Raw genomic sequence first — 22,693 nt, forward strand, 5'->3', positions numbered from 1 at the left:
CATGGCCAAACCTGGATTTCGCCTCGCGCTGTTTGCCACCTTGCTGGCACTGATTGTGGTGTTGCTCGGTGCCTACACTCGCCTGACCCACGCCGGCCTCGGCTGCCCGGACTGGCCGGGCTGCTACGGCTTTATCAGCGTGCCGAAAAGCGAAGCCCAGCTGGCCCATGCCGAACTGCATTTTCCGGACGCACCAGTCGAGGCCCACAAGGGTTGGAACGAGATGGTCCACCGCTACTTCGCCGGCACCCTGGGGCTGTTGATCGCGGTGCTGGCCGGTCGCGCCTGGGTGCATCGTCGCCATCCGGGGCAACCGGTGAAGTTGCCGTTGTTCCTGCTGGCGGTCGTGATCGGCCAAGCCGCGTTCGGCATGTGGACGGTGACGCTCAAGCTCTGGCCGCAAGTGGTTACCGGGCATTTGCTCGGCGGGTTTGCGACCTTGAGCCTGTTGTTTTTGCTGACCTTGCGTTTGTCCGGCGTGCTGCCGGCGCTGACCGTGCCGCGACGTTTGCAGCACTGGGCGACGGCGGGGCTGTTGCTGGTGATCGGGCAAATCGCCCTCGGTGGCTGGGTCAGTTCCAACTATGCCGCGGTGGCCTGCATCGACTTCCCGACCTGTCACGGCCAATGGATGCCCGCAGCGGACTTCGCCAACGGCTTTCACCTGACCCAACACATCGGCCCGAATTACCTCGGCGGGCAACTGGACAGCGACGCGCGCACGGCGATTCATTTGACGCACCGTATCGGCGCCCTGCTGGTGACTTTGGTATTGGTCGGCCTGGCCTGGCAACTCAAAGCGGTCGGCATGACGCGCCTGGCAGGCCTGGTGTTGATCGCCCTCGCCGCTCAAATCACCCTGGGCGTCAGCAATGTGCTGTTCCATCTGCCATTACCGGTGGCCGTTGCGCACAACGCGGGCGGGGCGGCGTTGTTGCTGACCCTGGTGCTGGTCAATTACCACGCCCGGACCAGCCTGGTCCGGGTCAAGCAAGCGCGCTGGCACTTCAGCCCGCGTAAACACTCAGCCGGGCCCATAACAATAAAAGGAGAAATGCCATGGCGATTCTGATCGGCGAACGTCCCAGTCAGGCGATCTGGCGTGACTACCTGGAGCTGACCAAGCCCAAAGTAGTCGTGCTGATGCTCATCACCTCGCTGGTCGGGATGTTCCTCGCGACCCGCGCCGGGGTGCCGTGGACGGTGCTGGTGTTCGGCAATCTGGGGATCGCCCTGTGTGCCGGTGGTGCGGCGGCGGTCAACCATGTGGTGGACCGGCGCATCGACGCGATCATGGCGCGCACCCACAAGCGGCCATTGGCCGAAGGCCGGGTCTCGCCGACGGCGGCGCTGACCTTCGCGCTGGTCCTGGCCGCCCTCGGGCAAGCCATGCTGCTGGCCTTCACCAACCCGCTGACCGCGTGGCTAACCCTTGCCTCATTGCTCGGCTACGCGGTGATCTACACCGGGTTCCTGAAACGTGCGACCCCGCAGAACATCGTCATCGGCGGCCTCGCCGGTGCCGCGCCACCGTTGCTCGGCTGGACCGCAGCCACCGGTCACGTCAGCGCCGAACCGCTGCTGTTGGTGCTGATCATCTTCGCCTGGACCCCGCCGCACTTCTGGGCACTGGCGATTCATCGCAAAGAGGAATACGCCAAGGCCGACATCCCGATGCTGCCGGTCACCCATGGCGAGCACTACACCAAGGTTCACATCCTGCTTTACACCTTCGTGTTGCTCGCCGTCAGCCTGATGCCCTACGTGATTCACATGAGCGGCACGCTCTATCTGGTGTGCGCGCTTGGGCTGGGTGCGCGATTTCTGCAATGGGCCGTGGTGTTGTACCGTGGCACTCGGCCGCACGCGGCGATCAACACGTTCAAGTACTCTATTTACTACTTGTTCCTGCTGTTTATCGCCCTGCTCGTAGACCACTACTTACTGTTGAACCTATGACTCGAACCCAGAAAACCGTCTTCATCCTTGTGGCCCTGATCGCACTGGTCCTGGGCCTGACCATCAACAAAGTGCTGTCCGGCAAGGGCCAGGGCGACCCGACAGCGTTGATCGACGCCGGCATCATCCTGTTGCCGCAGAGCCGCAACCTGCCGGACGTGACGATGACCGATCAGGACGGTAAACCGGTCACCATCAACGAGTTGAAAGGCAAGTGGAGCCTGGTGTTCTTCGGTTACACCTTCTGCCCGGACATCTGCCCGACCACGCTGGCGCAGCTGCGTCAGATCAAGAGTGAGTTACCACCCGAGGCGGTGGATAAACTGCAAATCGTGCTGGTCAGCGTCGACCCCAATCGCGATACGCCCAAGCAGCTCAAGCAGTACCTGGGCTACTTCGATCCGCAATTCATCGGCCTGACCCCGACCTCGATCGAAGAACTGCAGAAAGTCGCCAACGCGCTGAGCATCCCGTTCATCCCGGCTGACACCAGCAAACCCAACTACACCGTGGACCACAGCGGCAACCTCGCCGTGATCGGACCTGACGGCACCCAGCGCGGGTTCATTCGGGCGCCGTTGAACAACGTGAAACTGGTGGCGCAGTTGCCGGTCATGCTCAAACGTAACTAGCACACGACCCTTGTAGGAGCCGGCTTGCTGGCGATGGCGTCGGTGAATCGCAATCGCCAGCAAGCCGGCTCCTACGGAGTCCGAATTCCAGGCGTAAAAAAAGGAGCTCCGAGGAGCTCCTTTTTTCATTTCAGCAACAGATCAGAACGCCGGCACGACTGCGCCTTTGTACTTCTCGAGAATGAAGGCTTTCACTTCCGGGCTGTGCAGGGCAGCGACCAGTTTCTTCATCGCGTCGCTGTCTTTGTTGTCCGGACGGGCCACGAGGATGTTCACGTACGGCGAGTCGCTGCCTTCGATGAACAGCGCGTCCTTGGCCGGATCAAGCTTGGCTTCCAGCGCGTAGTTGGTGTTGATCAGCGCCAGGTCGACCTGGGTCAGCACGCGCGGGATGGTGGCGGCTTCCAGTTCGCGGAACTTCAGGTTTTTCGGGTTCGCGGTGATGTCCTTGACGGTCGACAGGATGTTGTTCGCATCCTTCAACTGGATCACACCGGCCTTTTGCAGCAGCAACAGCGCACGGCCGCCGTTGGTGGCGTCGTTCGGGATGACTACGGTGGCGGTGCTTGGCAGCTCTTCCAGAGTTTTGTATTTGCTGGAGTAAGCGCCCAGGGGTTCAAGGTGTACGCCGGCCACGGAAACCAGGCTGGTGCCCTTGGCTTTGTTGAACTCATCCAGGTACGGCTGGTGCTGGAAGAAGTTGGCGTCCAGACGCTTTTCCGCAACCTGTACGTTCGGCTGGATGTAGTCGGTGAAGACTTTGACCTTCAGGTCCACGCCTTCTTTGGCCAGGGTCGGCTTCACGAATTCGAGGATCTCGGCGTGCGGTACCGGGGTGGCCGCGACGGTCAGGGTTTCAGCGTGAGCAGAGAACGCGGCAACGGCCGCGAAGGCCACGAGTAGTTTTTTCATTCAGCTAACTCCATATGAGGTGCCCGTTTGGCACCTGCCAGCGAATGGCCGGCTCATTTCTTACTTACGGGAAAAGTGGACGACCAGTTTGTCGCCTACGGTTTGCAGTACCTGAACCAGGACCAGCAGCAACACCACAGTCACCACCATGACATCGGTCTGGAAACGCTGGTAACCGAAACGGATCGCCAGGTCACCCAGACCGCCAGCGCCTACAACACCGGCCATTGCCGTGTAGGACACCAGCGTAATCGCTGTCACCGTAATCGCTGCGAAAATGCCCGGGCGGGCTTCCGGCAGCAAGGCATTGACGATGATCTGCCGCGTGGTCGCGCCCATGGCCTGGGTCGCTTCGATGATGCCGCGATCCACTTCACGCAGGGCGGTTTCCACCAGCCGTGCAAAGAACGGCGTGGCCCCGACCACCAGCGGCGGGATCGCGCCGGCAACACCGAGGGAGGTGCCAGTGATCAACACAGTGAACGGAATCATCACGATCAACAGGATGATGAACGGCAGCGAACGCAGGATGTTCACCGCCAGCGACAACATCGCGTAGATGCCTCTGGCTTCCAGCAACTGGCGCGGGCTGCACAGGAACAGCAGAACGCCCAGCGGCAAACCGAGCAATACGGTGAACAACAGCGAACCGCCGAGCATCAGCATCGTGTCGCCGGTGGCCAGCCAGATTTCGAACCAGTCGATATTGGCGAAGAAACTTGTCAGGGCTTCCATTAGCGCAGCACCTCCATGTGGACGTCAGCCGCGGTGAAGCGGGCGAAGGCTGCTTCCATGTCACCGCCGGTCACGGCCAGGGTCAGTTGCCCGTAAGGGATGTCTTTGATGCGGTCGATACGACCGGCGAGGATGCTGTAGTCCACACCCGTTTCGCGGGCGACGGTGCCGAGCAACGGCGCGTAGGTCGCTTCGCCCTGGAACGTCAGACGCACGATGCGGCCCGGGACGTGCGCAAAGTCGTCACGCTGTTCGCCTTCGTCGATCTGCTCGTCTTCTTGCACGAAGCGTTTGGTGGTCGGGTGCTTGGGATGCAGGAACACCTCGGCCACCGAACCTTGCTCGACGATCACGCCGGCATCCATCACCGCCACTTGATCGCAAACGCGGCGGATCACGTCCATCTCGTGGGTGATCAGGACGATGGTCAGCTTCAACTCGCGGTTGATCTCGGCCAGCAATTGCAGGACCGACGCAGTGGTCTGCGGGTCGAGGGCGCTGGTGGCTTCATCGCACAGCAGGATTTTCGGCTTGGTCGCCAGGGCGCGGGCAATGCCCACGCGCTGCTTCTGTCCGCCGGATAACTGCGCCGGGTACTTCTTGGCGTGGTCGGACAAACCGACTCGCGCCAGCAATTCGGCCACGCGCGCATCGATCTCGCTGCGCGACAGTTCGCCGGCCAGGGTCAGCGGCAGCGCCACGTTGTCGGCGACGGTCTTGGAGGCCAGCAGGTTGAAGTGCTGGAAAATCATCCCGACCTGCTGACGGAAGCGGCGCAGGCCGTTGGCGTCGAGCGCGGTGACTTCTTCACCGTCGACGATGATCTTGCCGCCGCTGGCATTTTCCAGGCGATTGATCAGACGCAGCAGGGTACTTTTTCCTGCGCCGGAATGACCGATCAAGCCGTAAACCTGCCCGTTCTCAATCGTCAGACTGGTCGGATGCAGTGCGGGGATTTCCTTACCGGCGACGCGGTAGGTTTTGTGGACGTTTTGAAACTCGATCACGTAGCGAACCTTGTGGGGCGCGTTAGAAAAGGATCAGCGGTTAGCCGGGCGCGCATTTTAGCCTGTCCGTATAGAGGTTCTTAGCATTTATTTCGTATTTGTCCTGCCATTTAGCAATAACGCGATCAAAGGTCAGAAAAAAGGAACGGCTAAAGATGCCCGCCAGTCACTACTTAGGCCACTGCAAACCGCCCGAGGAGTTCACGCCTGATGAGTACCAAGAAGCCTGCCGCCACCCAGAGCGCACTGGCCGGGACCGATACCCCCGACCGCAACAACACCAACGCCAAGCTCGACAGCCTGGAAACCTTCCGCTCCGACGCCACTGCACAGGCCCTGCGTACCAATCAGGGCGTGAAAGTGGCGGACAACCAGAACAGCCTGAAGGCCGGAGCGCGCGGGCCGTCGTTGCTGGAAGATTTCATCATGCGTGAAAAGATCACGCATTTTGACCATGAGCGCATTCCCGAGCGTATCGTTCACGCCCGCGGAACCGGAGCCCATGGTTTTTTCCAGTGTTACGAAAACCATTCGGTGCTGACCAAAGCCGGGTTCCTACAGGACCCGTCGCAGAAAACCCCGGTGTTCGTGCGTTTTTCCACGGTGCAAGGTCCACGTGGGTCGGGCGATACCGTGCGGGACGTCAGAGGGTTCGCGGTGAAGTTCTTCACCGACGAAGGCAATTTCGACCTGGTCGGAAACAACATGCCGGTGTTCTTTATCCAGGATGCCGTCAAGTTTCCCGACTTCGTGCACGCGGTAAAACCCGAGCCGCACAACGAAATCCCTACCGGTGGCTCGGCCCACGATACGTTCTGGGACTTTGTTTCGCTGGTGCCGGAGTCGGCGCACATGGTGATGTGGGCGATGTCCGACCGGGCCATCCCCAAGAGCCTGCGCAGCATGCAGGGCTTCGGCGTGCACACGTTTCGCATGATCAATGCCGAGGGCAAGTCGCGCTTCGTCAAATTCCACTGGCGCCCTACGGCGGGCACTTGCTCACTGGTGTGGGACGAGGCGCAGAAGCTTGCGGGAAAAGACGCCGACTACCATCGCCGTGATCTCTGGGAGTCGATCGAGATCGGTGACTATCCGGAGTGGGAACTCGGTGTTCAGGTGGTGGAGGAAGAAAACGAACACGCCTTCGATTTCGACCTCCTCGACCCGACCAAACTCATTCCCGAAGAAATTGTGCCCATCACACCGCTGGGCAAAATGGTGCTCAACCGCAACCCGGACAACTTCTTTGCCGAAACCGAACAGGTCGCCTTCTGCCCTGGGCATATCGTGCCGGGGATCGATTTCTCCAACGACCCATTGCTGCAAGGCCGGTTGTTTTCCTACACCGATACGCAAATCAGCCGACTCGGCGGGCCGAATTTTCATGAGATCCCGATCAATCGTCCGGTCGCGCCGTTCCACAACGGTCAGCGGGATGCGCAACACCGCACCACCATCGACAAGGGGCGCGCCTCTTATGAGCCGAATTCCATCGATGGTGGCTGGCCGAAGGAAACGCCACCCGCCGCTCAGGATGGCGGCTTCGAGAGCTATCCGGAACGCATCGACGCCAACAAGATCCGCCAGCGCAGCGAGTCGTTCAGCGACCATTTCTCCCAGGCACGGCTGTTTTTCCACAGCATGAGCAAACATGAACAGGAGCACATCATCTCTGCCTACAGCTTCGAGCTGGGCAAGGTCGAACGGGAAACGATCCGCGCCCGCGAAGTGAATGAGATTCTCTCCAGCATTGATCTGGAGCTGGCCAAGCGCGTGGCGCAGAACCTGGGGTTGCCAGCGCCGACCGCGGGCACTGTCGAGGTCCCGAAAATCTCGCTGGATCACTCTCCGGCGCTGAGTCAGGCGAACCTGCTGCCGGAGAACATCAAAACCCGCAAGGTGGCGATATTGGCGGCCAACGGTGTCGATGGCGCGGCCATTGATGCGATGAAGAAAGCGCTGAAAGCCGAGGGTGCGCACGGGAAGCTGTTAGGTCCGAGTTCGGCGCCAGTGAAAACTGCCGATGGCAAAACCCTAGCGGTCGATGCCTCGATGGAAGGTTCGCCCTCGGTAGCCTTCGATGCGGTGTTCGTGCCCGGCGGCGCGGCGTCGATCAAAGCGTTGAGTACTGACGGCGTGGCGCTGCATTACCTGCTTGAAGCCTACAAACACCTGAAAGCCATTGCGCTGCAGGGCGAAGCGAAGCAGTTGCTGGATGTGTTGAAGCTAGAGGTTGATGCGGGGTTGATCGTGGGCGTGGATGCGAAGCTGATCAAACCGTTTCTGGCCGCGATCGGGCAGCATCGGGTGTGGGAGCGGGAGGAGAAGGCCAAGGCGATTCCGGCCTGAAGCTCTACGGAGCTAGAGAGGCCGCCATCGCGAGCAAGCTCGCTCCTACAGGGGGGGAGGAGCGAGCTTGCTCCGGGCGGCGTTCCGACGATGCTGTTAAGGCTTACGCGGACTCAAAACCATCTGCGCCGGCACGCTACGCAAAATCTGCCGCTCAAGCTTCAGATCAAATTCCGGATCGAGCTTCGTCACGCGCTTGGTCAGCAAGGTCGCCAGCCATGGATAGTCGTCAGTACGCGGCGCCTGAATGCTGACATCGCACTGATAATTCACCACATCGGCGGCGATCGCATCCATTTGGCGACGCAGTTTGGCAATGTCGTTGATGTTCAGTGCAACCGTGGTGCTTTCAGCGGTTGGGTCAATGACTTTGGCTTTTGGCATTGCCTCAGCGGCTTTAAGGGCAGCTTCGGCTTTTTCCAGTTCAGCTTTGCGGGCTTCAGCAATAGGACCGTTTACGCCACCGGTTAGCGCTGGCGCCTTCGGCATCAAGGCGCGGGCACGGGCCAGGGCGGTGGCGGCTGCATTGACATCGCCCTTTTGCAGCACGATCTGGCTGCGCAGCAGATAGGCTTCGGCCAGTTGCCGCTGGTACTGCTCAAGGGATTGATCGTTGGGCGATTCAGCTTGCAAGGCTGCCAATTGATCTTCGGCGGTGGCCAGCTCGCTGCTGGCCAGGCTTTGTTCCAGTTGCGCGATGGCCGTGGCCCGCGCATCGGAGGCCTGGGTGGCTGCCGGTGGCGTGCTTTGACAGGCGCCCAGTAGCACAGAAAATGCGACAAGGAGCAGATAACGGGAGGCGAACGACTTCATTCCTGCGACTCTCTATTTGCGCAAAAAACGAGCAAGTCTACACCCCTCGACGGGGCAGAACAAAACTCAGCAGAAATAGCGCGGCGGCCGCCACGACAATTGACGGTCCGGCCGGGGTGTCCTTGAACCAGGACAGTGCCAGCCCGCCACACACGGCGAGTATGCCCAGCAGGCTCGCGCCCAGTGCCATCTGTTCCGGTGATCGGGCGTGACGTTGTGCCGCAGCCGCCGGAATGATCAGCAACGAAGTAATGAGCAATACGCCGACGATTTTCATCGCCACGGCAATCACCACGGCGATCAGCAACATCAGCGCCATGCGCAGCCCCGCCACGGGCAAGCCTTCGACCCTGGCCAACTCTTCATGCACGGTGATCGCCAGCAACGGGCGCCACAGCGTCACCAGCAACGCCAGCACCGCTGCACTGCCGCCGAGGATCCAGGCCAGGTCGGTCGGACTGATCGCCAGCAGGTCGCCGAACAGATAGGCCATCAGGTCGATCCGCACTTCGTGCATGAAGCTTAGTACCACCAGGCCCAGAGAGAGTGTGCTCGGTGCGAGAATTCCCAAAAGGGTGTCGGACGCCAGCGGTTGGCGCTGTTGTAATGTCACCAGCAGGATCGCCAACAGCAAGCAGCCGACGGTGACCGCGACGGTCGGGCTGACATCCAGCAGAAAGCCCAGCGCCACACCCAGCAACGCCGCGTGAGAAAGCGTGTCGCCAAAATAGGCCATGCGCCGCCAGACCACGAACGACCCCAACGGTCCCGCGACGACGGCCAAAGCCAAACCTGCAAGCAGGGCGTAGAGCAGAAAATCAGCCATGCTTGCAGCTATCTCCGTGAACATGGGGTTGGCCCGACGCGGGTGCCTTGACCACCGAGCCGTGCAAATCGTGGGCGTGGTCGTGATGGTGGTGATAGATCGCCAGGCTTTGTGCGTTCTTTCCGAACAGCTCGACGAAAGCCGGATCGCCGCTGACTTGCTCTGGATGGCCGGAGCAGCAGACGTGGCGATTCAGGCAGACCACCTGGTCGGTGGTGCTCATCACCAGGTGCAGATCGTGAGAAACCATCAGCACGCCGCAACCGTGGCGGTCACGCAGGCGGGTGATCAAGCTATAGAGTTCGGCCTGTCCAGCCACGTCGACGCCTTGCACCGGTTCATCGAGCACCAGTAATTCCGGCTCGCGCAACAAGGCACGGGCCAGTAACACGCGCTGCATTTCACCGCCGGAAACGCTTTGCACCGGGCTGTCGATGACCTGCTCGGCGCCGACTTCCTTGAGCGCGGCCAATGCCATCGCACGGTCCACACCCGGCACCAGACGCAAGAAGCGCAGCACCGAGAGCGGCAGCGTCGGATCGACGTGAAGCTTTTGCGGCATGTAGCCCACGCGCAGTTTCGGCTTGCGCCAGACGCTGCCGCTGTCGGGCTTCAACAAGCCGAGCACGGCGCGCACCAGTGTGGTCTTGCCGGCGCCGTTCGGACCGATCAGGGTGACGATCTGCCCCGGCTCGACGCTCAGCTCGATGTTATCCAGCACGGGCTGTCCGGCGAATGTGACGGCAACCTGCTCCAGGCGAATCAGCGCGTTGCTCATCAAGCCCCCTGGCAACCCGAGCAGAGACCGACGACTTCGACGGTCTGGCCTTCGACGACAAACCCGACATCTTTGGCGCTGGTAATGATCGCGTCGCTGATGGACTTCTGTTCGAGTTCGATGGCGGCGTGGCATACACGGCAAATCAGGAACTGGCCCTGGTGAGCGTGCCCCGGATGATTGCAGCCGATGAAGGCGTTGAGCGAGGCGATGCGGTGTACCAGGCCGTTTTCCAGCAGGAAATCCAGCGCGCGGTACACGGTTGGCGGCGCGGCGCGGCGGCCGTCCTGCTCGCTGAGCACCGCGAGAATGTCGTACGCACCCAGCGGCTTGTGGCTTTGCCACACCAGTTCCAGCACCCGCCGGCGCAATGCGGTCAGGCGCAGACCCTGACGTGCGCACAGGACATCGGCCTCGGACAAAGCGCTGTGAACGCAATGAGAGTGGTCGTGGGGGCGGCTGGCAATCGGTGTTTTAGGCATGAGCGGCGACGAGTTTTGTGAGAGACGTTATTATGTTACCCGTTCTCGCCTCTTCGAGTGGTCATCGTGTCCCGACTTTTTTCTATCTTTGTCGCATTTATCGCAAGTTTTCTGCTGATCGGTACGGCGCAAGCCGAGGTCAAGGTTCTTACCAGCATCAAGCCGTTGCAGTTGATTGCCGCGGCAGTGCAGGACGGTGTGGCGATTCCAGAGGTTTTGCTGCCACCCGGTGCATCGCCGCATAACTATGCCTTGCGCCCGTCCGACGTACGCAAGGTGCAGTCGGTGGATCTGCTGTACTGGATTGGCCCGGACATGGAAGGTTTCCTGCCCCGCGTGCTGAAGGGTCGTACGCTGCCGAGCATTGCCGTGCAGGACCTGCCTGGGCTGAAACTCCGACATTTCGCCGAAGATAACCACTCCCATCCCGAAGAAGCCGACGAACATGACCACGATCACCGTCCCGGCAGCCTGGACGCGCACTTGTGGCTGTCTCCGGTCAACGCCCGGGTTATCGCCAGTAAAATGGCTGCCGACCTCAGCGCTGCCGACCCTGCCAATGCCACGCGCTATCAAAGCAACCTCAAGGCGTTCGATGAGCGTCTCGATGCGATCGACCTTCGGCTGAAGAAACGTCTGGCCGGCATTGAAGGCAAACCCTACTTCGTGTTCCACGAAGCCTTCGACTACTTCGAAGACGCCTATGGCCTCAAGCACGCGGGCGTGTTCAGTGTCGCTGCGGAAGTACAACCCGGTGCCCAGCACGTGGCGGCGATGCGCACGCGTTTGCAGGAAGTCGGCAAGACTTGCGTGTTCAGCGAACCGCCGCTGCGTCCGCGTTTGGCTGAAACACTGGTGGCGGGGCTGCCGGTGAAACTGGCGGAACTGGATGCGCTGGGCGGGTACACGCCTGCGACTGCTCAGGGGTATGAGCAGCTGCTGGAGAAGCTGGGGAATGATTTGGCGGGGTGCCTGGAGTCGTTGTAACCCCATAAAAAGATTGCAGCCCCATGTAGGAGCCGGCTTGCTGGCGATGGACTCAAGGGCACCGCGTTTAACCATGCCCTACGCGTTATCGTTAACGACCATCGCCAGCAAGCCGGCGTCTACAGAGTTACGCATATCTCTGTGAGCTGCCGAAGGCTGCGATCTTTTGCCTTAAAGGGCGAAAGGCAACGGTGTATTGACCGTCTGCCGCTGCGCCAATCGCAACTGGAACTCCATCGGATCGTGAATCAACACGTCCTGACCGGCGAACGACTCCGCCGCAATCAAGCGTGACAGCCAGAACCTTACACACGCCACCCGCAACATCGTCGGCCACAGTTCGGCTTCGGCCGCCGTGAACGGACGCAACGCGGCATAAGCGCCCAACAAGGCCCGCGCTCGCGGTCCGTCGATCAAACCGTCGTCGTCCGAACACCAGTCGTTCAAGGCAATCGCCACGTCGTAGAGCATCGGCCCCGAGCAGGCGTTATAGAAGTCGATCAGCCCGGTCAGGTGCGTACCTTCGAACATCGTGTTGTCGCGGAACAGGTCGGCGTGGATGTTGGCGCGTGGCAGCGCCAGAATTTTCTCTTTCTGTTGTGCGATTTCGTCCAGCGCCCGTTGCAGCAGATTTTTTTGCTCGGCATTAACGTGCGATAGAAACTGCGTGCCTTCCTCCAGCATCCAGTCCAGGCCACGATCGGTTTTGCGCTTGATCATGTTGTTCTGGGTCGCCAGGTGCAGATGCCCCAGCAGCTCGCCCACCTGCGTGCAATGCTGCGCGTTGGCTTGCTTGATGTGCTTGCCGGCCAGGCGCGGTTGCAACAGCGCAGGCTTGCCGGCCAGTTCACGCAAGGCCACGCCGTCGGTGGTGCGGATCGCGTAAGGCACCGGCAGGTCGGCGTCATGCAGTACGTCGAGCAGTTCAATGAAGAACGGCATCTCCTGAACCGGGCCGCGCTCGATCAGGGTCAGGACGAATTCACCCTGCTCCAGACTGATAAAGAAATTGGTGTTTTCGCTACCGGCGGCAATCCCCTGGAAATCAAGCAGGCGGCCGAGGCCATAAGGGGCGAGAAAAGCTTCCAGCTCGGGCCGAGCCAGGGGGGTGAACACAGACATGTTTAAACTGCCAGTACGGGCGCCGCTGTTGGGCCAGCGCCGATTGAAATTAAGAAACTACTTCCACTCAAAGATTTTCCACGCGGGAATCAGCATATCTGGCTGATCCGAGCGGATGAAGTTTGCATCCGTCCCGTCAGAGCGCACCAGGAAATACGGTGGCGCACCCTTCGGCGTGACCTTGATCGCATACAGGAAACCGTTTTGGCGGTACTCCTGAATGACCTTGTCCCCTTCCGTGCGGATGGTAACTTCCGGTTCCGGCGATGGCGCATCGTCCGCCGCCATGGCGGCCAACGGTGTGATTGCAAACAAGCCAGCCAGCAACAGGCGATTTAGTGTGCGCATGATAACCTTGTCCCTTTGTCGTCAACGGTCCCGCTATTCTAGCGCCGGACCCGCCGAAAAGGTTGATCCTGCTCATGAGCCAAGCCCCCCTCGTCCTGGTGGACGGTTCTTCTTACCTGTACCGCGCCTTTCACGCGCTGCCACCGCTGACCACTTCCAAAGGCCTGCCGACCGGCGCGGTCAAGGGCGTGTTGAACATGCTCAAGAGCCTGCGCAAGCAATATCCGGACAGTCCGTTCGCCGTGGTGTTCGACGCCAAGGGTGGGACTTTTCGCGATGAAATGTACGCCGAATACAAGGCCAACCGTCCGAGCATGCCCGACGACATGCGCGTGCAGATCGAACCGCTGCACCAGAGCGTGATCGCCCTCGGGTTCCCGTTACTGTGCGTCGAAGGCGTCGAGGCCGATGATGTGATCGGCACCCTGGCCCGCAGCAGCGCGGCCGCCGATCGCCCGGTGATCATCTCGACCGGCGACAAGGACATGGCGCAACTGGTCGATGGTCACATTACCTTGGTCAACACCATGACCGGTAGCAGCATGGACGTGGACGGTGTGAAGGAGAAATTCGGCGTCGCTCCCGAGCAGATCATCGATTATCTGGCACTCATGGGCGATTCGTCCGACAACATCCCGGGCGTTCCGGGCATCGGTCCGAAGACCGCCTCCGGCCTGTTGGTTGGCGTGAATGGTGGCCTGACCGACCTCTATGCGCAGCTCGACATCGTCCCGACCCTGCCGATCCGTGGCGCCAAGACCCTGCCGGCCAAACTCGAAGAGCACAAGGAGATGGCATTCCTCTCCTATCAACTGGCGACCATCAAGGTCGACGTGCCTTTGGACATTGGCCTCGACGATCTGCAAATGGGTCCGGAAGATCCGGCGAAACTCTACGAGTTGTACACCCTGCTGGAATTCAAAAGCTGGCTGAACGACCTTGATCGCGACGCCAAACGCCTGGAGCTGAGCGCTGCCGCCGAGCCTGCACCGGCCGTCGACCTGTTCAGCGAACCCGAGGCCGAAGCACCGATCGTCGCTGCTGAAGCCGCTTACGAAACCATCCTCGATCAAGCGCGTTTCGATGTCTGGCTGGAAAAACTGAACAACGCCAAGCTGTTCGCCTTCGATACCGAAACCACCGGCATTGATGCGCAGCAGGCGCAACTGGTGGGGTTGTCGTTCGCGGTGCAGGCCAACGAAGCGGCCTACATCCCGTTGACCCATTCCTACATCGGCGTACCGCAGCAGCTGGATCGCGACACCGTCCTGCGCGCGCTGAAGCCGATCCTGGAAGATCCGAACAAGCTCAAAGTGGGTCAGCACGCCAAGTTCGACATCAACATCCTGGCCAACTGCGCCATCGGCGGCGATCAAGCCAACGGCATCACCGTGCGCGGCGTTGCGTTCGACACCATGCTCGAGTCTTACGTCCTCAATTCGACGGCGACTCGCCACGACATGGACAGCCTGGCGCTGAAATACCTGGATCACACCACGGTGAGTTTCCAGGACATCGCCGGCAAAGGCGTGAAGCAGCTGACGTTTGACCAGATCGCTCTTGAACAGGCCGGTCCGTATGCGGCCGAAGACGCTGACATCACCTTGCGTCTGCATCAGGTCCTGCATGAAAAGCTCAGCGCCATCCCGAGCCTGGCCAGCGTGCTGACCGACATCGAAATCCCCTTGGTGCCGGTGCTGGCGCGCATCGAGCGCCAAGGCGCTTTCGTTGATGCCGCGTTGCTCGGCATTCAAAGCATCGAGTTGGGTGACAAGATGGTCGCGCTGGAGCGTGAAGCCTTCGAGATTGCCGGGGAAGAGTTCAACCTTGGATCGCCCAAGCAACTGGGCGTGATCCTCTACGAAAAACTCGGTCTGCCGGTGCTGAAGAAAACCGCCAAGGGCCAGCCGTCCACCGCCGAAGAGGTGCTGGCGAAACTGGCCGAGGACGACTACCGGTTGCCTAAGGTGCTGATGGAATACCGTTCCATGAGCAAGCTGAAAAGCACCTACACCGACCGCTTGCCGGAACAGATCAACCCGCGCACCGGGCGGATTCACACGTCGTATCATCAGGCGGTGGCGTCCACCGGCCGGCTGTCCTCCAGCGATCCGAACCTGCAGAACATTCCGGTGCGCACGGCTGAAGGGCGTCGCATTCGTCAGGCTTTCGTGGCACCGACCGGTTACAAATTACTCGCAGCGGACTATTCGCAGATCGAACTGCGGATCATGGCGCACCTGTCCAAAGATGAAGGGTTGATGAACGCCTTCCGCCACAATCTGGACGTGCATACCGCGACCGCCGCCGAGGTCTTCAAGGTGGACGACCTGGCGAACGTGACCTCCGACCAGCGCCGCAGCGCCAAGGCGATCAACTTCGGCCTGATCTACGGCATGGGTGCGCAGAAGCTCGGCAAGGACATTGGCGTCGACACCAAGACCGCCAAGGCTTACATCGATACGTACTTCGCCCGTTATCCCGGCGTTCGCCAGTACATGGATCGCACTCGTGCCCAAGCGGCCGAGCAAGGTTTCGTGGAGACGTTCTTTGGACGGCGCCTGTACCTGCCGGACATCAACTCCAACAAGCCGCAAGAACGCGCTGCCGCTGAGCGCACGGCGATCAACGCGCCGATGCAGGGCACCGCTGCAGACATCATCAAGAAAGCCATGGTCGCGGTGGATGACTGGCTGACAGCCTCGGGCCTGGACGCCAAAGTCATCCTGCAGGTGCACGATGAACTGGTGCTTGAGGTGCGTGAGGATCTGGTCGATCAGGTCCGCGAAGAAATTCGCGTGCACATGAGCGAAGCGGCGAAGCTCGATGTTCCGCTGCTGGTGGAAGTCGGCGTCGGAAACAACTGGGATGAGGCTCACTAACCCGTCTGAAAAGGCCACGGCCCCCTGTAGGAGCGAGCCCGCTCGCGAAGGTGTATCAGCCACATTGACTTGGATGACACTCCATCGCGAGCAAGCTCGCTCCAACAGAGAAATCATCGTTTCTGCGCGGCGAAATGCCGCGGCAGAGGGGGCGAGGGCTGCTTAGTTCGAAGCGTTCTTGGGGTTATTCCAAAGCTAATCGAAAAAAATCTGAACTAATCTTCGATTCAGGCACTCAGAGTTACTGAATGGCTGGTGAAGCCCTTCGAGCTCCTATGTTGTGTTAAGTGTTGGCAGATATCTGGACCCCGCCCTAGCGGTCTAGAATTTGAACCCCGGAACTTCCCCCTCCCCATAAGAAGTCCGGGGTTTTTTTTGCCTGAAGAAAACTGCCTGAGTGCGTCACAGGCAGTTTTTCTCGCTTATTCGGCTTCTGCTTCGGAGCCCTTGTCCGCCAATTCCATCCACCCTGCCAATACAGTGTAGGCGTCTTCCAGGCCCATGCGCTTGGGGGCCGAAAACAGCTGAATGGTCACGAGATCGCCCCAGCCCTTGCGGATTTCCGCTTGAACCTTGAGCAGCGTGTTCTTGGCGGCGCCGTAGGTCAGCTTGTCCGCTTTGGTCAGCAGAATGTGCATCGGCATGCCCGCGGCCACGGCCCAGTCGAGCATCAGCAGGTCGAAATCGGTCATCGGATGGCGGATGTCCATCATCAGAATCAGACCCTTCAAACTCTCGCGGCCGCCGAGATAGGCTTCCAGGTGACGCTGCCAGTGTTGCTTGAGCGGAATCGGTACTTTTGCATAACCGTAGCCCGGCAGGTCGACCAGACGGCGTTCATCGTCTAGCTTGAAGAAATTCAACAGTTGCGTGCGACCCGGGGTTTTCGAGGTCCGCGCCAGGCTGGCGTGGGTCAGGGTGTTCAGTGCACTCGATTTGCCAGCGTTGGAACGCCCGGCGAAGGCGACTTCAAAGCCTTCGTCATCCGGACATTGGTCGACTTTGGCGGCGCTGAGCATGAAGGTGGACTGTTGGCACAGACCGAGGATGGGATTCTTGAGTTGCATGGGATTTCCGATGTGGGCGGCGCCAGGAATAGGTGCGGCAAGCAGTGTCGCTTCCGTTTCAGTGACGCCAGTATATAATGCCGCAGATTTTGTGTGCGCTTTGTCCCAGCGTAGGATGAAGTTCACGAGAGCGACAGACCTTGATTGCGCACTAGAACGCAGCACGCTCTCAACCCTGAAAAGGTCGTTTTATGACGAAATGGCTGCTAGCTGCCGGTGTCTTGATGCCGCTTTACAGCGCTCAGGCTACACAGGATCCGGAAGCTGTGTACAACCGTGTTTGTGGTGCCTGTCATTCCGGCCAGCTTCCAACGGCGCCCCGCAAGGGCGATCAGGAAGCCTGGACGCCGAGGTTGGCGAAAGGTATGGAGACGCTGGTGCAACACGTGACCCAGGGTTTCAAGGCGATGCCGCCGCGTGGTTTGTGCATGGACTGCAGTGCCGAGGATTACCAAGCCATCATCCATTGGATGAGCGAGTAAGCCCGGTCCATAACTCTTCAACCCTTAGCCGTAGTTGGATTAGCTGATGAACAAATTGATCGTGAGTCTGCTGTTGACCATGGGGATCTCCGGCATTGCCAATGCTGCAGGTGAGCCAGTAAAACCCGGTGACGCCGCCGCAGGCCAGGCAAAAGCCGCCGTATGTGGCGCTTGCCACGGACCGGATGGCAACAGCATGGCGCCAAACTTTCCAAAACTGGCGGGTCAGGGCGAACGCTACCTGACCAAGCAGCTGCACGACATCAAGTCGGGCAAGCGCACGGTTCTGGAAATGACCGGCCTGCTGACCAACCTGAGCGATCAGGACCTGGCGGACATCGCCGCTTACTTCGCCAGCCAGAAAGGCAGCGTCGGCGCCGCCGATCCGAAAATCGTGGCACGGGGTGAAGCACTGTTCCGTGGCGGCGACATGGCCAAGGGCCTGCCATCCTGCACCGGCTGTCACTCGCCAAACGGCACCGGCAACGCTGCCGCCGGTTTCCCGCACCTGGGTGGCCAGCACGCTCAATACGTCGCCAAGCAACTGACTGATTTCCGCAAGGAAGAAGGCGGTCGCACCAACGATGGCGATGCGAAAACCATGCAGACCATCGCCAAGCGCCTGAGCGACGAAGACATCGCCGCAGTGTCCAGCTACATTCAGGGCCTGCACTAAGACCGACGAATCGGGCGTGACGCGGTTGCATATCTCTTGCAACGTTAACGCTCGATTAATCCGTCACAGCAAGTATAAAAAGGGTGGCTTTGGCCGCCCTTTTTTGTGGCCGCTGCCGCTACACTACAGAACTCGAGCCCGCCGCGATCTGTCTGAGAACAGGTCGCGCGAGGCGATAAAATTGTCCAGGAGTAAAGCATGCGTAATCTGATCATCAGCGCCGTTTTTGCCGCTGCCAGCCTGTTCGGCATGACTGCCCAGGCCGCCGAAGCCCCAGCCGCCCCTTATGTCGAACTGACCAATCCGGTTCCGGTTGCCGTGCCTGGCAAGATCGAAGTGGTTGAGCTGTTCTGGTACGGCTGCCCGCATTGCTACGCTTTCGAGCCGGTGATCAATCCATGGGTCGAGAAGCTGCCTTCCGACGTGAACTTCGTCCGTATCCCTGCCATGTTCGGTGGCCCTTGGAACGCACACGGCCAGCTGTTCCTGACCCTCGAAGCGATGGGTGTCGAGCACAAGGTCCATACCGCGGTGTTCGAAGCGATTCAGAAAGAGCACAAAAAGCTGACCGACAAGAATGACATGGCCGATTTCCTGGCCACCCAGGGCGTCGACAAGGACAAATTCCTGGCGACTTTCGATTCTTTCGCCATCAAAGGCCAAATCACCAAAGCCACTGAACTGGCCAAAAAATATGAAATCACCGGCGTTCCAACCTTGATCGTCAACGGCAAGTATCGCTTCGACGTGGGCTCTGCCGGCGGTGCCGAACAAGCCTTGCAACTGGCCGATAAACTGATCGACAAAGAGCGAGCGGCTAATAAGGCTGCCGCCAACTAAGGGCATCGTTTTCCATGCGCCGCTGGGGTACTGAACGCATCGTTGGCCTGCATGATCCGCGGGTTAACGAGCACCATCTGGAGTCGACGGGCCTGCCCGCAGACAGTCGTTTGCGCCTGCTCAGTTTCAATATTCAGGTCGGCATCAGTACCGAGCGCTATCGGCACTACCTGACGCGGGGCTGGCAACATCTGCTGCCCCACACCGGGCGCGCCGGTAATCTGCAGAAGATCGGCAATCTGCTGGGCGACTTCGATCTGGTCGCCTTGCAGGAAGCCGATGGCGGCAGCCTGCGTTCAGGTTACGTCAATCAGGTCGAACACCTGGCCCAGCTCGGCGCATTCCCCTACTGGTATCAACAGCTCAATCGCAATCTCGGCCGTCTCGGCCAGCACAGCAATGGCGTGCTCAGCCGTCTGCGCCCATGGGCGATCGAGGACCATCCATTGCCTGGGCCAAAAGGCCGTGGAGCGATTCTGGTGCGCTTCGGCGAAGGTCCGGAGGCACTGGTGGTGGTCATGATGCATCTCGCGCTCGGTGCGCGTACTCGAAGCCTGCAATTGGCTTATATCCGCGAGCTCATTGGTGGCTATAAGCACCAGGTGCTGATGGGCGACATGAACACCCATGCCAGTGACCTGCTGCAAAACTCTCCATTGCGTGACCTCGGCCTGCTGGCCCCGCAGCTGGAAGCGACGTTCCCCAGCTGGCGCCCACAGCGCTGCCTGGACCATATTCTTTTGAGTCCGACCCTGACCCTTGAAAAGGTCGAGGTGCTGGCCCAACCCATTTCCGATCACCTGCCGGTCGCGGTAGAGATTCGTCTGCCGGGTTCGCTCACGGCCGATGCATTGCCCGCGTTGAGTCCTGCCCTTCGCGGAACCCCTGAATGAGCGACGAAACACAGCGCTGGAAAGAGAAGTACCTCAAAAGCATCGAACAACAGGAAAAACTCGAACGCCGTTGGGATGCACGACTCGACCTGTTGCGGCGCGGGCTGGTGCGCAGCACCTTGGCGGCGGAAGGCACCGACCGCGCCGTGGACCAGTGCATGAAGGAAATGCGCGAAGTCGTGCGTACCGATGACATGGACGCCGGCCTGGCGGCGTTGATTCCGCGTCTGGAAAAAGCCGTGCTCGACTCTGAGCAACGCCGCGAAACCCGGATCAACCAGACCAGCGCCGCCCTGACCGCGCTGGTCACTCAGTTGCAAACACTGCCGTTGCCACGGGAAGTGAGTCGGCCGCTCAAGAGTTTTGCCAAACAACTGGATGCCCGAGTGGGTCAGGCGCGTGAGATTCCATTGTTGCTCAGTGAGCTGAGTGGTCTGCAAGGTAAAGCGCTGAGCCAGCTTGAGAACCCGGCCGAGCAGGATCGACCGGGTCTGTTGCAGCGGTTGTTTGGACATCGTGATGCGGAGGCAGCGAACACCCCGGATGCCCCTGCGGCGCCTGTCAGCGTCGAGCCACCTACGGCCCGGCAACCTTTGGTCGAGGTGTCGAAGCCACAGTCACTGGCGCCCGAACCCCGGCTTACCGAATTACTTGTGCCGGCCGACGATTCAATCGTCCAGCCGCTTGTTGTGGGCCATCCCGAACCTGCTCCAGTAAGCGAAACCCAGGAGCAACAGGCCCCCGAGACGCTGCTGCCAATTACTGTATCGGCCATCAACCCCGATGAACTGATCACCCAGGCATCGGCAGAAAACGCGCCCCGTCCACCGACCGCCACGGTTGAAATCACCCCGGTCGATCCGGCGTTATCCGAGCACATCCTTTACGCCCTGCCAGACTCCCCCGAGCCGTCTTACAGCTCGGTGGCCAGCCATATTGAAGACACACTGCTGGGCCTGCTGGAGAACCTGACGTTGCCCGAGCGCCATCGACCGCAAGCCGAGTCCATGCGTGATCGTCTGAAAAATGGTTTGAACTGGTACGAATTGCTGCCGATCCTCGACGATTTCGCGACGTTGATGCTGGCGATTACTGATAGTGGCCAGCACGAATTCGAAGCCTACCTGCAGCGACTCAACGAGCGTCTTGAGTCGTTCCAGAGCAACCTTCAGGCAGCCAGCGCCGGTCACGCCGACAACCGTTCGGCCGCACGCGAGATGGACACGCAGATCCGCGAACAGGTCGACGGTTTGCAGAGCAGCATGCAAGAAGCGGCGGATCTGGACGATCTCAAAGTCGTCCTGGAAAACCACCTAGAAGGCCTGCTCGGCACCATGGACGAGCACCAGAAAAAACGCGACGAACGCGAGCAAGAGGTCGCCGCACGCCTGCACAGTCTGGCGGAACGGGTCGCCCATATGGAGCAGGAAGCCCAAGGTTACCGCGAACACCTTGAAGAGCAGCGCCAGAAAGCCTTGATCGATCCGTTGACCGGGCTGCCCAATCGGGCCGCCTGGAGCGAGCGGCTGGAGGATGAAGTCAAACAGTGGCAGCAACATGGCAACACGTTGTTGCTGGCCATGCTCGACCTCGATCATTTCAAGCGCATCAATGATAACTACGGGCACCTGGCGGGCGACAAAGTGTTGAAAATCATTGCCGGTGTGTTGCGCAAGCGGCTGCGTGGTACGGATTTCATTGCCCGGTTCGGTGGTGAAGAGTTTGTCCTGTTGATGCCTTCCATGGTGCCTGCGGCCGGTCTGAAACTGCTGGAAAACCTCCGTGCTGCCATCGAGGCCTGCCCGTTTCACTTCAAGGGTGAGCCGGTGACCATCACCATTTCTATGGGGATGACAGCGTTGCGCCCGGGCGAGCATAGCGATCAGGCGCTTAAAAGGGCCGATCAGGCGTTATATCGAGCGAAAAATGCAGGTCGTAATCGGGTCGAACCGGGCTGATCGCCAATTGTTCCATTATGTTTAATTCAGCGTGAATGCCGTCCGTGTTCGGGACGGTACGTTACACTGTTGCATTATCGACTCCTGCGTACTGCCTCTCGCCATGAAATATTTCGCCCTCATCGTGTCTCTGATCCTGCTGGCCGGCTGTGCCAGCGGCCCTCGATTCGACACCCGTCACAAGTCTGCCAATTTCGACAGCCGCATCCAGTTCGTGGTGGTGCACTACACCAATGCCTCAATGGAGCGTTCGCTGCAATTGCTGACCCATGGCGAGGTCAGCAGTCATTACCTGATCGGTGATGACAAGGGCGCCACCATTTTCAAGCTGATGGACGAAAGCCAGCGTGCCTGGCACGCCGGTGAAAGCGAGTGGGACGGCAGGACCTGGCTGAACTCCAGCTCCATCGGCATCGAAATCGTCAATCCGGGCTTCAAGGACACCCCGACCGGCCGGCTCTGGTATCCGTACACCGAGGATCAGATTCAGTCCTTGATCGTGCTGCTCAAGGACATCAGCAAGCGCTACACCATCAATCCTCGCTACATCATCGGTCACAGTGACATCGCACCGCTGCGCAAACTGGACCCGGGCCCGCTGTTCCCCTGGAAGCGCCTCGCCGCCGAGGGTATCGGCATCTGGCCGAACGAACAGGCCGTGGCGCGCCAGCAAATGCAGTTCGCCGCACAATTGCCGAGCATCAGCTGGTTTCAGTCGCAATTGGCACGATTAGGCTATTCCACGCCACAAACCGGTGAGCTGGATGTTGCAACACGGCATGTGATCGCAGCGTTTCAGATGCGTTTCCGGCCAGCCCGTTTCGACGGCACGCCGGATGCGCAAACGGCGGCGATGTTGATGGTCTTAAATCAGACAAAATAATGACGACCGCCCGACGGTGCGGGCGCTTTCTCAATCAGCAGCTATAACTCATTGGTAATTCG

At 60.0% G+C, this 22,693-nt stretch carries 22 protein-coding genes; 12 read left to right on the forward strand and 10 right to left on the reverse strand.

Annotated elements, in window-relative coordinates:
* Position 1: 1 nt before the first annotated feature.
* The 3 genes from QYH43_RS12750 to QYH43_RS12760 are packed head-to-tail and all read left to right on the forward strand — an operon-like array spanning position 2 to position 2,591.
* Positions 2 to 1,072, forward strand: a complete 1,071-nt coding sequence (locus tag QYH43_RS12750) for a heme A synthase (protein ID WP_301157143.1) — start codon at positions 2 to 4, stop codon at positions 1,070 to 1,072.
* Positions 1,060 to 1,959, forward strand: coding sequence for a heme o synthase (gene cyoE, locus QYH43_RS12755; protein ID WP_095059730.1), 900 nt, complete (start codon positions 1,060 to 1,062; stop codon positions 1,957 to 1,959). The genes QYH43_RS12750 and cyoE overlap by 13 nt, the downstream gene beginning before the upstream one ends.
* Positions 1,956 to 2,591 carry an SCO family protein gene (locus QYH43_RS12760; protein ID WP_095059729.1) on the forward strand — a complete coding sequence of 212 codons (636 nt, stop codon included), beginning with the start codon at positions 1,956 to 1,958 and terminating at the stop codon, positions 2,589 to 2,591. The genes cyoE and QYH43_RS12760 overlap by 4 nt, the downstream gene beginning before the upstream one ends.
* 141 nt (positions 2,592 to 2,732) lie before the next feature.
* Here the strand turns inward: QYH43_RS12760 and QYH43_RS12765 are convergent, their stop codons facing one another.
* The 3 genes from QYH43_RS12765 to QYH43_RS12775 are packed head-to-tail and all read right to left on the reverse strand — an operon-like array spanning position 2,733 to position 5,245.
* Entirely contained in the window at positions 2,733 to 3,503 is a 771-nt protein-coding gene (locus QYH43_RS12765; protein ID WP_095059728.1) for a MetQ/NlpA family ABC transporter substrate-binding protein, read from the reverse strand.
* 60 nt (positions 3,504 to 3,563) lie between these two features.
* Positions 3,564 to 4,238, reverse strand: coding sequence for a methionine ABC transporter permease (locus QYH43_RS12770; RefSeq protein ID WP_095059727.1), 675 nt, complete (start codon positions 4,236 to 4,238; stop codon positions 3,564 to 3,566).
* Positions 4,238 to 5,245: a methionine ABC transporter ATP-binding protein gene (locus QYH43_RS12775; RefSeq protein WP_095059726.1), complete on the reverse strand. Its 1,008-nt coding sequence runs from the start codon at positions 5,243 to 5,245 to the stop codon at positions 4,238 to 4,240. The genes QYH43_RS12770 and QYH43_RS12775 overlap by 1 nt, the downstream gene beginning before the upstream one ends.
* 210 nt (positions 5,246 to 5,455) lie before the next feature.
* Between QYH43_RS12775 and katE the strand changes: the two genes are divergently transcribed.
* Positions 5,456 to 7,594: a catalase HPII gene (gene katE, locus QYH43_RS12780; RefSeq protein WP_095059725.1), complete on the forward strand. Its 2,139-nt coding sequence runs from the start codon at positions 5,456 to 5,458 to the stop codon at positions 7,592 to 7,594.
* A gap of 96 nt (positions 7,595 to 7,690) precedes the next feature.
* On the opposite strand, the gene QYH43_RS12785 is transcribed toward katE, so the two are convergent.
* From QYH43_RS12785 to zur, 4 genes are read right to left on the reverse strand one after another with little or no spacing between them, the layout of a single operon-like run.
* Entirely contained in the window at positions 7,691 to 8,407 is a 717-nt protein-coding gene (locus QYH43_RS12785) for a PA5502 family lipoprotein (protein WP_095059724.1), read from the reverse strand.
* A 37-nt stretch (positions 8,408 to 8,444) separates the two neighbouring features.
* Complete coding sequence (znuB, locus tag QYH43_RS12790) at positions 8,445 to 9,233, reverse strand: zinc ABC transporter permease subunit ZnuB (RefSeq protein ID WP_095059723.1); 789 nt, start codon at positions 9,231 to 9,233, stop codon at positions 8,445 to 8,447.
* Complete coding sequence (gene znuC / locus QYH43_RS12795) at positions 9,226 to 10,011, reverse strand: zinc ABC transporter ATP-binding protein ZnuC (protein ID WP_007989407.1); 786 nt, start codon at positions 10,009 to 10,011, stop codon at positions 9,226 to 9,228. The genes znuB and znuC overlap by 8 nt, the downstream gene beginning before the upstream one ends.
* Positions 10,011 to 10,493 (reverse strand): zinc uptake transcriptional repressor Zur, encoded by a 483-nt coding sequence (gene zur, locus QYH43_RS12800; RefSeq protein ID WP_095059722.1) that lies wholly within the window; start codon positions 10,491 to 10,493, stop codon positions 10,011 to 10,013. The genes znuC and zur overlap by 1 nt, the downstream gene beginning before the upstream one ends.
* Before the next feature lie 66 nt (positions 10,494 to 10,559).
* On the opposite strand from zur, the gene QYH43_RS12805 reads away from it, so the two are divergent.
* A complete protein-coding gene (locus QYH43_RS12805; protein WP_301157144.1) occupies positions 10,560 to 11,480 on the forward strand; it encodes a zinc ABC transporter substrate-binding protein in 921 nt (306 codons plus the stop codon).
* 171 nt (positions 11,481 to 11,651) lie between these two features.
* Here the strand turns inward: QYH43_RS12805 and QYH43_RS12810 are convergent, their stop codons facing one another.
* Both QYH43_RS12810 and QYH43_RS12815 read right to left on the reverse strand, forming a co-directional pair.
* Entirely contained in the window at positions 11,652 to 12,602 is a 951-nt protein-coding gene (locus tag QYH43_RS12810; RefSeq protein ID WP_095059721.1) for a homoserine kinase, read from the reverse strand.
* A gap of 57 nt (positions 12,603 to 12,659) precedes the next feature.
* Positions 12,660 to 12,950: a DUF2782 domain-containing protein gene (locus tag QYH43_RS12815; protein ID WP_095059720.1), complete on the reverse strand. Its 291-nt coding sequence runs from the start codon at positions 12,948 to 12,950 to the stop codon at positions 12,660 to 12,662.
* Positions 12,951 to 13,024: 74 nt separating this feature from the next.
* Between QYH43_RS12815 and polA the strand changes: the two genes are divergently transcribed.
* Positions 13,025 to 15,832 carry a DNA polymerase I gene (gene polA / locus QYH43_RS12820; protein WP_301157145.1) on the forward strand — a complete coding sequence of 936 codons (2,808 nt, stop codon included), beginning with the start codon at positions 13,025 to 13,027 and terminating at the stop codon, positions 15,830 to 15,832.
* A gap of 422 nt (positions 15,833 to 16,254) precedes the next feature.
* Here polA and yihA read toward each other — a convergent pair whose 3' ends face one another.
* Entirely contained in the window at positions 16,255 to 16,899 is a 645-nt protein-coding gene (yihA, locus tag QYH43_RS12825) for a ribosome biogenesis GTP-binding protein YihA/YsxC (RefSeq protein ID WP_095059718.1), read from the reverse strand.
* A gap of 191 nt (positions 16,900 to 17,090) precedes the next feature.
* On the opposite strand from yihA, the gene QYH43_RS12830 reads away from it, so the two are divergent.
* From QYH43_RS12830 to QYH43_RS12855, 6 genes are all read left to right on the forward strand, one after another.
* Positions 17,091 to 17,381, forward strand: coding sequence for a cytochrome c5 family protein (locus QYH43_RS12830; protein WP_095059717.1), 291 nt, complete (start codon positions 17,091 to 17,093; stop codon positions 17,379 to 17,381).
* Between the two features lie 46 nt (positions 17,382 to 17,427).
* The gene (locus QYH43_RS12835) at positions 17,428 to 18,057 is read left to right on the forward strand and encodes a cytochrome c (RefSeq protein ID WP_095059716.1); all 630 of its coding nucleotides are present in this window, start codon (positions 17,428 to 17,430) and stop codon (positions 18,055 to 18,057) included.
* A gap of 198 nt (positions 18,058 to 18,255) precedes the next feature.
* Positions 18,256 to 18,897, forward strand: a complete 642-nt coding sequence (locus tag QYH43_RS12840; protein ID WP_095059715.1) for a thiol:disulfide interchange protein DsbA/DsbL — start codon at positions 18,256 to 18,258, stop codon at positions 18,895 to 18,897.
* Positions 18,898 to 18,911: 14 nt separating this feature from the next.
* Positions 18,912 to 19,790 (forward strand): endonuclease/exonuclease/phosphatase family protein, encoded by an 879-nt coding sequence (locus QYH43_RS12845; protein ID WP_095059714.1) that lies wholly within the window; start codon positions 18,912 to 18,914, stop codon positions 19,788 to 19,790.
* Entirely contained in the window at positions 19,787 to 21,748 is a 1,962-nt protein-coding gene (locus QYH43_RS12850; protein ID WP_301157146.1) for a diguanylate cyclase, read from the forward strand. The genes QYH43_RS12845 and QYH43_RS12850 overlap by 4 nt, the downstream gene beginning before the upstream one ends.
* A gap of 103 nt (positions 21,749 to 21,851) precedes the next feature.
* Positions 21,852 to 22,631, forward strand: coding sequence for an N-acetylmuramoyl-L-alanine amidase (locus QYH43_RS12855; RefSeq protein ID WP_301157147.1), 780 nt, complete (start codon positions 21,852 to 21,854; stop codon positions 22,629 to 22,631).
* Positions 22,632 to 22,693: the final 62 nt, after the last annotated feature.

This window comes from Pseudomonas sp. C32, from assembly GCF_030417915.1.
In the GTDB taxonomy this organism is placed as follows: Bacteria; Pseudomonadota; Gammaproteobacteria; order Pseudomonadales; family Pseudomonadaceae; genus Aquipseudomonas.

Bases quoted from the DNA above. Each gene is read 5' to 3' on its own strand.
- QYH43_RS12750 (WP_301157143.1), top strand. From the start codon at position 2: ATGGCCAAACCTGGATTTCGCCTCGCGCTGTTTGCCACCTTGCTGGCA.
- cyoE (WP_095059730.1), top strand. From the start codon at position 1,060: ATGGCGATTCTGATCGGCGAACGTCCCAGTCAGGCGATCTGGCGTGAC.
- QYH43_RS12760 (WP_095059729.1), top strand. From the start codon at position 1,956: ATGACTCGAACCCAGAAAACCGTCTTCATCCTTGTGGCCCTGATCGCA.
- QYH43_RS12765 (WP_095059728.1), bottom strand. From the start codon at position 3,503: ATGAAAAAACTACTCGTGGCCTTCGCGGCCGTTGCCGCGTTCTCTGCT.
- QYH43_RS12770 (WP_095059727.1), bottom strand. From the start codon at position 4,238: ATGGAAGCCCTGACAAGTTTCTTCGCCAATATCGACTGGTTCGAAATC.
- katE (WP_095059725.1), top strand. From the start codon at position 5,456: ATGAGTACCAAGAAGCCTGCCGCCACCCAGAGCGCACTGGCCGGGACC.
- QYH43_RS12785 (WP_095059724.1), bottom strand. From the start codon at position 8,407: ATGAAGTCGTTCGCCTCCCGTTATCTGCTCCTTGTCGCATTTTCTGTG.
- znuB (WP_095059723.1), bottom strand. From the start codon at position 9,233: ATGGCTGATTTTCTGCTCTACGCCCTGCTTGCAGGTTTGGCTTTGGCC.
- znuC (WP_007989407.1), bottom strand. From the start codon at position 10,011: ATGAGCAACGCGCTGATTCGCCTGGAGCAGGTTGCCGTCACATTCGCC.
- zur (WP_095059722.1), bottom strand. From the start codon at position 10,493: ATGCCTAAAACACCGATTGCCAGCCGCCCCCACGACCACTCTCATTGC.
- QYH43_RS12810 (WP_095059721.1), bottom strand. From the start codon at position 12,602: ATGTCTGTGTTCACCCCCCTGGCTCGGCCCGAGCTGGAAGCTTTTCTC.
- QYH43_RS12815 (WP_095059720.1), bottom strand. From the start codon at position 12,950: ATGCGCACACTAAATCGCCTGTTGCTGGCTGGCTTGTTTGCAATCACA.
- polA (WP_301157145.1), top strand. From the start codon at position 13,025: ATGAGCCAAGCCCCCCTCGTCCTGGTGGACGGTTCTTCTTACCTGTAC.
- yihA (WP_095059718.1), bottom strand. From the start codon at position 16,899: ATGCAACTCAAGAATCCCATCCTCGGTCTGTGCCAACAGTCCACCTTC.
- QYH43_RS12830 (WP_095059717.1), top strand. From the start codon at position 17,091: ATGACGAAATGGCTGCTAGCTGCCGGTGTCTTGATGCCGCTTTACAGC.
- QYH43_RS12835 (WP_095059716.1), top strand. From the start codon at position 17,428: ATGAACAAATTGATCGTGAGTCTGCTGTTGACCATGGGGATCTCCGGC.
- QYH43_RS12840 (WP_095059715.1), top strand. From the start codon at position 18,256: ATGCGTAATCTGATCATCAGCGCCGTTTTTGCCGCTGCCAGCCTGTTC.
- QYH43_RS12845 (WP_095059714.1), top strand. From the start codon at position 18,912: ATGCGCCGCTGGGGTACTGAACGCATCGTTGGCCTGCATGATCCGCGG.
- QYH43_RS12850 (WP_301157146.1), top strand. From the start codon at position 19,787: ATGAGCGACGAAACACAGCGCTGGAAAGAGAAGTACCTCAAAAGCATC.
- QYH43_RS12855 (WP_301157147.1), top strand. From the start codon at position 21,852: ATGAAATATTTCGCCCTCATCGTGTCTCTGATCCTGCTGGCCGGCTGT.